Source organism: Aeromonas sp. R1-1, from assembly GCF_040908495.1.
Taxonomy (GTDB): domain Bacteria; phylum Pseudomonadota; class Gammaproteobacteria; order Enterobacterales; family Aeromonadaceae; genus Aeromonas; species Aeromonas veronii.
This window is the reverse complement of record NZ_JBFODV010000287.1, coordinates 1-9,702: the sequence shown is the minus strand read 5'-3', so window position 1 is coordinate 9,702 and position 9,702 is coordinate 1. Positions and strand designations below refer to the sequence as shown.

Annotated in this window: 8 protein-coding genes and 4 tRNA genes; 1 reads left to right on the top strand and 11 read right to left on the bottom strand. The window is 61.0% G+C overall.

From position 1 onward, the window contains the following. The 7 genes from AB5Y92_RS19365 to pnuC all read right to left on the bottom strand — a co-directional run. Nucleotides 1-1,855, bottom strand: a 1,855-nt coding sequence (locus tag AB5Y92_RS19365) for a 2-oxoacid:acceptor oxidoreductase family protein (RefSeq protein WP_368227412.1), incomplete at its 3' end; no start/stop codon positions are given. A gap of 229 nt (nucleotides 1,856-2,084) precedes the next feature. Then, nucleotides 2,085-3,725 carry an alpha-glucosidase gene (locus AB5Y92_RS19360; protein ID WP_368227411.1) on the bottom strand — a complete coding sequence of 547 codons (1,641 nt, stop codon included), beginning with the start codon at nucleotides 3,723-3,725 and terminating at the stop codon, nucleotides 2,085-2,087. A 200-nt stretch (nucleotides 3,726-3,925) separates the two neighbouring features. After that, nucleotides 3,926-4,327 carry a DUF1622 domain-containing protein gene (locus AB5Y92_RS19355; RefSeq protein WP_047437940.1) on the bottom strand — a complete coding sequence of 134 codons (402 nt, stop codon included), beginning with the start codon at nucleotides 4,325-4,327 and terminating at the stop codon, nucleotides 3,926-3,928. Nucleotides 4,328-4,394: 67 nt separating this feature from the next. Continuing rightward, nucleotides 4,395-4,718, bottom strand: coding sequence for a N(4)-acetylcytidine aminohydrolase (gene yqfB, locus AB5Y92_RS19350; RefSeq protein ID WP_201987319.1), 324 nt, complete (start codon nucleotides 4,716-4,718; stop codon nucleotides 4,395-4,397). Between the two features lie 42 nt (nucleotides 4,719-4,760). Further along, nucleotides 4,761-5,432, bottom strand: coding sequence for a Crp/Fnr family transcriptional regulator (locus AB5Y92_RS19345; protein ID WP_201987317.1), 672 nt, complete (start codon nucleotides 5,430-5,432; stop codon nucleotides 4,761-4,763). Nucleotides 5,433-5,537: 105 nt separating this feature from the next. Then, nucleotides 5,538-6,263: a nucleoside phosphorylase gene (locus AB5Y92_RS19340; RefSeq protein ID WP_201987315.1), complete on the bottom strand. Its 726-nt coding sequence runs from the start codon at nucleotides 6,261-6,263 to the stop codon at nucleotides 5,538-5,540. Nucleotides 6,264-6,266: 3 nt separating this feature from the next. Next, entirely contained in the window at nucleotides 6,267-6,983 is a 717-nt protein-coding gene (gene pnuC, locus AB5Y92_RS19335) for a nicotinamide riboside transporter PnuC (protein ID WP_164536273.1), read from the bottom strand. 263 nt (nucleotides 6,984-7,246) lie between these two features. On the opposite strand from pnuC, the gene AB5Y92_RS19330 reads away from it, so the two are divergent. Then, on the top strand, nucleotides 7,247-9,079 hold the full coding sequence (locus tag AB5Y92_RS19330; protein ID WP_164536274.1) for an SLC13 family permease: 1,833 nt from the start codon (nucleotides 7,247-7,249) through the stop codon (nucleotides 9,077-9,079). Nucleotides 9,080-9,297: 218 nt separating this feature from the next. On the opposite strand, the gene AB5Y92_RS19325 is transcribed toward AB5Y92_RS19330, so the two are convergent. The 4 genes from AB5Y92_RS19325 to AB5Y92_RS19310 form a co-directional block, all read right to left on the bottom strand. After that, a tRNA-Leu gene (locus AB5Y92_RS19325) sits at nucleotides 9,298-9,381 on the bottom strand. A gap of 7 nt (nucleotides 9,382-9,388) precedes the next feature. Next, nucleotides 9,389-9,465: transfer RNA gene (locus tag AB5Y92_RS19320), tRNA-Met, on the bottom strand. Nucleotides 9,466-9,504: 39 nt separating this feature from the next. Beyond that, nucleotides 9,505-9,579: transfer RNA gene (locus AB5Y92_RS19315), tRNA-Gln, on the bottom strand. A gap of 46 nt (nucleotides 9,580-9,625) precedes the next feature. Then, nucleotides 9,626-9,700: transfer RNA gene (locus AB5Y92_RS19310), tRNA-Gln, on the bottom strand. Nucleotides 9,701-9,702: the final 2 nt, after the last annotated feature.

The following is a 9,702-nucleotide window of genomic DNA, read 5'->3' as shown; positions in this document are numbered from 1 at the left end:
GGGTCAGAGCGGCGCAGGTTGCCTCCAGTGCCTGCCAGTTGCGTTCGACCAGCGCTTGTCCCTTGCTGCCATAGCTGGTGGCGATGGCCTGCTTCAGCAGGCTGGTCGCCTCTGCGGGGGGAATGATGGCGCTGAGCTGGAAGAAGGCCATCTGCATCACGGTATTGATGCGGTTGCCGAGCTGGCAGTCGCGGGCAATTTTGGCGGCGTTGATGATGTAGAAGCGCGCCTCTTTCTCGCGCAGGGCATGCTGTACCTCGCTGGGGAGGCGCTGCCAGATATCCGCTTCGCTGTAGGGGGTGTTGAGCAGGAAGATGCCGCCCGCCTTCAAGCGCTCCGCCATCCGGTACTTGTCGACAAACTGCCACTGATGGCAGCCGATAAAGTCGGCCTCTTCCACCAGATAGGCCGACTGCAGCGGCCGCTCGCCCACCCGCAGGTGAGAGACGGTGAGGCCGCCCGCCTTCTTGGAGTCGTAGACGAAATAGCCCTGCGGATAGAGGTCGGTGTGGTTGCCGAGGATCTTGATGCTGTTCTTGGCCGCCGAGACGGTGCCATCGCTGCCAAGACCGTAGAAGAGCGCTTCCAGCTTGTGTTGCTGGCTGTGGATGGGGCTTTGCGAATCCAGCGTGGGCAGCGGTAGCGAGAGGCCTGTGATGTCATCGAAGATGCCGACGGTAAAGCGCGGGCGCGGGTTCTCCTGTGCCAGCTCGGCAAACACCGCCAGTGCGCAGGCGGGGCCGAACTCTTTGGAGGAGAGGCCGTAGCGGCCGCCGATCACCCGCGGCAGGCTTGCCCGCTCGCTCCGGCTGACCGCTTCGGCAAGCGCCGTCATCACGTCGAGATAGAGGGGCTCGGCCTGTGCGCCCGGTTCCTTGGTGCGATCCAGCACGGCGATGGCGCGGGCACTCTCGGGAATCGCGGCCAACAGGTGCTCGGCCGAGAAGGGACGGAACAGCCGTACCTTCACCAGACCGACCTTCTCCCCTTGGGCCAGCAGGCGCTCGATCACCTCTTCACAGGTGCCGATGGCCGAACCCATCATCATCACAATCCGCTCCGCCTGTGGGTGGCCGACATATTCAAACGGCCGATAGTGGCGGCCGGTCTGCTCGCCAAAAGCCTGCATCGCCTCGCTCACATGGCCATAGGCGGCGTCATACCAGGGGTTGCTCGCCTCCCGGCACTGGAAGTAGGTGTCCGGGTTGGCGGCGGTGCCGCGAATGACCGGTTTGTCGGGGGTGAGCGCCCGGTCACGATGGGCACGGATGGCATCTGCGGGCAGCAGGGCACGCAGGGTGTCGTCAGCGAGCGGCGCTATCTTGGCGATCTCGTGAGAGGTACGAAAGCCGTCGAAGAAGTGGATAAAGGGGAGGCGGCTGTTGAGGCTCGCTATCTGGGAGATCAGGGCAAAATCCTGCGCCTCCTGCACATTGCTGGCACAGAGCATGGCGCAGCCGGTCTGGCGCACCGCCATCACGTCCGAGTGATCGCCAAAGATCGATAGCGCGTGGGTCGCCACGGTGCGCGCCGCCACATGCAGCACGAAGGGGATAAGCTGACCCGCCAGCTTGTAGAGGTTGGGGATCATCAGCAGCAACCCCTGCGACGAGGTAAACGAGGTCGCCAGCGCGCCGGTCTGCAGGGCACCGTGGACGGCAGCGATGGCGCCCCCTTCCGACTGCATTTCGACAACCCGGGGCACATCCCCCCACAGGTTCTTGCCCCGCTCGCTCGACCAGGCCGACGACTGCTCAGCCATGGCCGAACTGGGGGTGATGGGGTAGATGGCGATGACTTCGCTGGTGCGGTACGCCACCGATGCGACTGCGTTATTCCCGTCTGTGGTGATCATCTGTTTTCCACTTTGCTATGCCAGTTTGAAGGCCGATAGTTGCATCGGCAATGGATAGGTCGCAGGCATAGTAAGAGGGGCAATAAGAGCGTATCAAACGGGATAAATAATCAATTAATAAGTCAGTAATAGTGGTTAATTTAATCCCGTCACGTGGGGGCGTGATTTTCTGCTGGTAGCCGGTGGAGTGGCGATTGACGGGCCATTGCTTTGGCCCGTCAGCACGGGGTTAACCCTGATCCACTTGCAGCCAGATGGCGCACTGATAAGGGGCGAAGAGTGGCAATGGTTCGCTTGGGTAATTGGCCAGCAGCAACCGCATCTTGTCTGTCACCTTGTCGAAGTGGGGCATCGGCAAGGGGTTCGCCGTGAGATTGGCGAGCAGCAGCAGGGTGTGTTGCTCGCCGCTGGCCGGATCCTGCCAGTGGCGGCGATAGCTGATGCGCTCGGGGTCATCCCCATCCAGCAGATCGAAATTGCCGTGGCGAACGACAGGGTGGGCCTTGCGCAGGGCGATAAGCTGGCGATAGCAGTGAAACGGCGAGTCGGGGCGGGCCAGCTGCTCGGCGGCATTAATCTCGATGTGATTGGCGTTGAGGGCAATCCAGGGTGTGGTGGCGCTGAAACCGGCGTGGGAGCCGGCGTCCCACTGCATCGGGGTACGGGCGTTGTCGCGGCCGATGGCATCGATCCGCCGACTCAGCTCGGCAGGATCCAGCCCTGAGTGGCTGGCGCGGTAGTTGAGCGCCTCCACATCGCGCAGCTCGCCCGGCTGCCAATGGCGGTTGGTCATGGCGAGCTCCTCCCCCTGATAGATGAAGGGAGTGCCCTGCATCATATGCAGCACCATGGCCCACAGCTTGGCGCTGGTTTCACGCCACTCTGGCCTGTCATCGCCAAAGCGTGATACGGCGCGGGGCAGGTCGTGGTTGCCGAGAAACAGGCTGTTCCAGCCCTGACCGTGCAGCCCTTGCTGGTGGCGGGCCATGGCCCGTTTGAAGGCGAGGGGATCGAAGCGGGATGACCACTTGTCACTGCCCAGCCCCAGATGCTCGAAGTTGAACACCATGCTGAACTCACTGCCATTGTGGTTCGAATAGTTCTGCATATGGGCAAGATCGGCTCCCCAGGTCTCACCGACAGTGATGATCCCCTTGCTACCAAAGCTGGCCTCATTGAGTTCACGGATATAGTCGTGCAGGCGCGGGCCATTGCTCATGGCCAGTCGGTCCCACTCCTTGCTCACCATATCGATCACATCGAAGCGAAATCCCTTGATCCCTTTGCCCAGCCAGAAGTTGATCACCTCTGCCATCTCGGCACGCACCGCCGGGTTATCCCAGTCCAGATCGGCCTGACTGGGATCGAAGTTGTGCAGATAGTAGCGATCAAGCTCCGGCACATACTGCCAGCCGCTGCCGCCAAAAATCGAGGTGATGGGGTGAGCGTCAACGAAGGCTTGGTCGCGAAATACGTAGTAGTCCTGATAGCGGGGAGCCCCCGCCAGCGCTTTCACAAACCACTCGTGCTCGGTGGAGGTATGGTTGGCGACGATATCCATCATGATGCCGATGCCGTGAGCGGCCGCTTCGGCGATCAGCTGCTCCATCTCGGTCAGGGTGCCGAAGGCGGGGTCGATGGCACGGTAGTCCGCCACGTCATAGCCGTTGTCCCGCTTGGGGGAGCGATAGATGGGGGTGAGCCAGAGCATATCGACCCCGAGGGTGGCCAGATAACCGAGGCGCTGACGGATGCCGTTGATATCGCCCATGCCGTCGCCATCGCTGTCCTGAAAACTCATAGGGTAGATCTGGTAGATGACGCAGCTATCGAGGTCGATATCGGGCGTGTGAAGGGAGTGCGTATTCATCAGCTTGGCCGGTTGGGGGAGAAGATTTTCTATCTTACGCAGATGAACGGGCAGTCAACAGGGCAGGGGAAACCTTGAAAAGGGTTCCATTGTTGGCTGATTTCCAAAAGTGCGGGGAGGGTCACAAAGGCGCCATCCCGAGCCACGGAGGTGGTCGGGATGGCACGGCACTTAGCGCTGATGCACCGCAGCGATACAGGCTATTGAGCAGCCTTGGCCTGCTCGCTGCGCTGCTCCTGCTGGCGTTCTGCCTTCTCTTGTTGGCGCTCCGCTTGTGCTTCCAGCTCCTTGCCGAGGAAGTAGTTCAGGAAGGTGCGGATCACCGCGATGATGGCAAGGCGGATCAGCTCCTCCTTGCTCGGCGCGACCGTGGTGGCCAGGATGTCTGCGGCGAGCTGGAACTCCAGCGCCAGAATGAGCCAGCTGCCAAAGCAGAGACGAATGCGCGGAAAGCCGGGCTGGTGATCCCGCACTCTTGCCGCCAGCCAGAGGGTTTTGCCAAGCCCTATTACCACACAGGCGATGGAGATGATCTCCAGCAGCAGCTGGAACAGCTCGACCCCGTGCATCATCCCCTCTTTCAGGCTTGCTATCTCAAACACTCGGGTCACCTCCCTGATTCAAAAGAGGACACTATTAACACATCGCTCGGCAAAGGCCAAATCCGGCTCAGGCAATCAGTTTGAATTCAATCACATAGAGCGGCGGCAGATCGGGGTAGATCTCGCGGATCACCTGTTTGAGCTCGGGGAGGGTCATGTTCTCCTGACGGGCGTGCTCGTCATTCAGTTCATCGAAGGCGACCGCCTTGACCGAGAGCACCTCTATGGTGCCAAAGGGCTGGTGCTCCGGGTTGGTGAACAGCGCCAGACGTTGGCCGGGCTGCCAGTTGGCCTCGCTCTCGTCGCGGATGGTGATGGTCTTGCGGCCCGCCTGAATGTCGGCAACGAAGCGGCTGAAGAAGGTGAATTCGGGATAGGAATGAGCAGACATGGTGACTCCTGACTGGGTGAATCGAAATGGGGTGAATAGAAATTAAAGGTCGAGATAGGCACGCAGCCTGGCCAGATCGGCGATGACGGGGCCGCTACTGCCGTCGGCAACTATGCCCTGTTCGACCAGCTCCTTGAGGGCGCGGCGGTAAACCCGCTCGGTGGTGCCGAAGCGCGCCGCCTCATGGGCCCGCTTGCGTGACCCCAGCATGGGGGTACGCTGGCGTTCTCGCCACAACTCGTAGGCGATGTTGTAGGCGATGGGGTGGAGCAGGCGGCTGGTGGTGATCTCCAGGGTATCGAGATAGTCGCTGGCCAGCGCGGCGGCAAAGAACAGGGTCAACTCAGGTTCTGCCAGCAGGCGCTGGGCCAGCTTGTCGGCACAGATGACCCGTGCATCCAGCTCGGTCTCGGCCACCACGTTCCACTGTACCGGGGTGGCGCTGAAGAACTCCATCTCGCCGAAGATTTGGCTGTGGCACTCAATTTCGCCAAGCTGGAAGCGGCGGCCAGAGTGTACCGTGCTGTTGAGGGAGACCCGGCCATGTTCGACCAGATAGAGCTGCTCGCTCTGCTCCCCCTGCCGCATGATCAATTCGCCCGGTAGGTAACGGCGCAGAAACAGGGTGCAGGCGTCGAGCGCCGCGGCAAAGCGGGGTTCAAGCTGCTGGAGTTCGGCGTGAAAACGGCCGAGGGGGTAGGGCTGTTGCTGCATGACTTGCCTGTCGCACCGGATGACGAGGGCCATGAGGCTAGCAAGAGTGCGGGCCGGATACCAGCCCGCACGGTAGCGGATGTGCCGCAGTTAACGGTTTGCGCTTTATTGCACCAGAGCGTGGAGGGCGGCGGCGATGGCTTGCTGCTCACCGGCCATCATCGCCTGTTCGGCGCTGGCGTAATCCGCCACCCCTTGTTGCACATCCTGCTCGAACAGCACCACGTTGCAGAGCACGGCGGCGACCCGCACCTTGCGCAGGCGCCCCACGGTCAGCAGGGAGGCGGTCTCCATGTCTGCGCCGAGCACGCCACGGGCATGCCAGTAGCGGCACACCTCCTGCTCGTCATCCCGATAGAAGCTGTCGTGGGAGCGTACCAGCCCGTGCCAATGAGGCTGGCTGCCGGTTGCCACATGGTTGAGCAAGGCGGCCTGCAGCCAGATATCGGCGCAGGCGGGGTACTCGGCGGGCAGATAGGCCTGTGAGGCGCCCTCATTGCGTACCGCCCCTTCCACCACGATAAGGTCGCCAAGGCCGATGTCGTGTTGCAGGGCACCGGCGGAGCCGACCCGAATGAGCGAGTGGGCACCGGCTTGCACCAGCTCCTCCAGCGCGATGATGGCCGAGGCGCCGCCAATGCCGGTGCTGCAAACCGTGATGGGCAGCCCCTGATAGCGGCCGTTGATGAGGCGAAACTCCCGGTTTTGCCCCAGCACTTCACACTGTTCGAGCTGGCTGGCGATGCGATCGACCCGGGCCGGGTCGCCGCACAGTACCACCCGCTCGGCAATCTGGTCGGGGCGGCACTGGAGATGGGGTAACAGACTCATGGCTTACAGACCTTGTGGCTGGCGCTTGGCGGCAATCACCCAGAGGCGAGTGCCGTTGGTGGCGATAAACAGCAGGATCAGGTATTCGAGCGACATGGCGTAGACGCCCTGCGCGGCATAGACACCGATGCTGATGATGTTGATGACGACCCAGAGGATCCAGTTCTCCACGTATTTGCGGGTCATCAGGATCTGGGCGACCACCGAGAGCACCGTCATGCTGGCATCCCAGAACGGGAAGGCATCGGGGGAGGGCTCGGGAGTGGCAAGTCCGGCACCAAACAGGTTGAGCAACGCGACCGAGGTGCGCGCCAGCGCCGCGAATACCGGGTCGATATAGCGGGTCAGCAGGGCGATGGCCAGCACGCTCACTACGGCAGTGATGATGAGCTTGGATTTGCTGAGCCAGCGGATCTGCAGGGTATCCCCCTGATCGTTGGCAGGGCGGGTCCAGGCGTACCAGCCGTAGACGTTGGCGCAGAAGAAGAACAGCTGCAGCATCAACAGTCCGTAGAGTTGGATCTGGAAGAAGATGATGGCAAACAGGCTGACGTTGATCAGGCCAAACAGGTAGTTGATGGTCTTCTCCTGACTGGCGAACCAGATGCAGGCCAGCCCGAACAGGGTGCCGATGGCTTCAATCCATGACATGGCATAGCCGCCACCCAGCGGTATGGTCACTAGCGTGTTATTGATGCTGAACAGCTCGAATATGCTCATTTTCTGATCCTTGGGCATGAGGGTTAGTATGCGAGTGCGCCATTCTAAGGGGTGAGGGGGACGAGGGGCAGGACTTTTGTCCGCCCCGTACTTGGCCCATATCAAAGAAATCGCCGCTGGTGCCCAGTTATTCCAGCAGTGATGGGTTATGGGGCCCCGGCGGGTCGGACTTTATTGATATGTAGCAAGATGATAGCGCCATGGCTGTGGTCTGATAGAGTCCACTCTCCGGGAGGAGAATCACGTGATAAAAGGAGGTTGTATTGAATTCCGAGCTTGTCTGGGTGCTCTGTCTGCTGGCTGGCGCCATCTATCTCTTTATGACCAACAAGGTGCGCATGGACGTGGTGGCCCTGGGCGTGGTCATCTTGTTTGTGCTGAGCGGCACCCTCACCCTGCCGGAGGCACTGGCGGGTTTTAGCGATCCCAACGTCATTCTGATAGCAGCCCTGTTTGTTGTCGGGGAGGGGTTGGTGCGCACCGGTATCGCTTATCAGGTGGGGGATGCGTTGGTGAAGGTGGCGGGCAGCAGCGAGACCAAGCTGCTGGTGTTGCTGATGGTCGCGGTGGCGAGTCTGGGGGCTGTGATGAGCAGCACCGGAGTGGTGGCCATCTTTATCCCGGTGGTGCTGAGCGTGGCGAACCGGATGGGGATCCCAGCCGGTCGCCTGATGATGCCCCTCGGTTTTGCCGGGCTGATCAGCGGCATGATGACGCTGGTGGCCACGCCCCCCAACATGGTGGTTAACAGCGAGCTGATGCGCCACGGCATTCACGGCTTCGGCTTCTTCGATTTCACCCCCATGGGCGTGCTGATCCTGGGGCTGGGCATCCTCTACATGCTGCTGGTGCGCGGCTCCCTGGTGGGCGAGGGGGAAGAGGGCAAGGGCAAGCCGACCGGGCGCCGCACCCTGCGCGATCTCATCCGAGACTACCGACTGGCCGGTAGGGCCCGTCGTCTGGCGCTGCGGCCGGACTCCCCGCTGATTGGTCACACCCTGGACGAGCTGCAACTGCGCGCCCGTTATGGTGCCCACGTTATCGGGGTGGAGCGCTGGCGCAAGTTTCGCCGGGTGATGGTGCCGGTGTCGGGGATCAGTGAGTTCCAGGCGAAGGATGTGCTGCTGATCGACATGTCAGACCCCGAGGTGGATGTGCGGGCGTTTTGCAGCGAGGCGCGGCTCGAGCCGATGATCCTGCGCGGGGAGTACTTCTCCGATCAGGCGCGGGAGGTGGGGATGGCCGAGGTGTCGCTGATCCCTGAGTCCAAGCTGCTGGGTAAAAGCGTGCGTGATGTGACCTTCCGCTCCAGCTATGGTCTGAGCGTGGTGGGGCTGCGCCGCGACGGTGAGGCGCTGGCAGGCAAGCTGGTGGACGAGCCGCTGCAGATGGGGGATACACTGCTGGTTGTAGGGAACTGGAGCCACATCAGACAGTTGCAGACCCATAGCCGCGACTTTCTGCTGATGGGGCTGCCCGCTGAAGTGGACGAGATGGCCCCCGCCCGCAGCCAGGCGATCCATGCCCTCTTTTGTCTTGGAGTGATGATCCTGCTGATGGTGACCGATCCGGTGCCCAACGTGATTGCCGCGCTGATCGCCTGTCTGCTGATGGGCAAGTTTCGCTGCATCGACATGGAGAGTGCCTACAAGTCGATCCACTGGCCGACCCTGATCCTCATCGTCGGCATGCTCCCCTTCGCGCTGGCGCTGCAAAAAACCGGCGGGGTGGATCTGATCGTTGGTGGTCTGATCAATGCAGTAGGGGAGATGGGGCCAAGGGTAATGCTGGCCAGCCTGTTTGCCCTCTGCGCGGTGATCGGGCTCTTTATCTCCAACACCGCCACCGCAGTGCTGATGGCGCCCATTGCGCTGGGCACGGCCCAGCAGATGGGGGTATCGCCCTATCCGTTCGCCATGACCATTGCCATCGCCGCCTCGGCCGCCTTTATGACGCCCGTCTCGTCACCTGTGAATACTCTGGTGCTGGGGCCGGGCAACTACAAGTTTGCCGATTTTATCCGTATCGGGGTGCCATTCACCCTGTTGGTGATGGCGGTCAGCGTGGTGGCTATTCCCTGGTTCTTCCCGTTCTGACTACTGTGTTGATGGATGTTCATACCAGCGGCCTGCGGGCCGCTTTTTTATGGCCAGGAGACAAGAGTGGCAAGGCGTGCTCGGAATCAGTGAAGAGTGATGTGGACGGGAATTAACGTGGAGCTGGGTTAATAGAGGCGCGAGAGAAAAACTGGGGAGAGGCAAATGTCAGATACAAAAAAACCAGCGTGAGCTGGTCTGTTTGGTACTGCTATCAATGGTGCGGAAGGAGAGACTCGAACTCTCACGCCTAGGGCGCCAGAACCTAAATCTGGTGCGTCTACCAATTTCGCCACTTCCGCAAATTGATGGTGGCTATGACGGGATTCGAACCTGTGACCCCCGCATTATGAGTGCGATGCTCTAACCAACTGAGCTACATAGCCGTTTGTTATCGACCACTGATGTGGAAGAGAACAGAAAAATGGCTGGGGTACTAGGATTCGAACCTAGGGATGGCGAGATCAAAACCCGCTGCCTTACCGCTTGGCGATACCCCAACAGCGCTCCTTAACAGTCATGAGACTGGCAAAGAACTTTTAAAAATGGCTGGGGTACTAGGATTCGAACCTAGGGATGGCGAGATCAAAACCCGCTGCCTTACCGCTTGGCGATACCCCAAC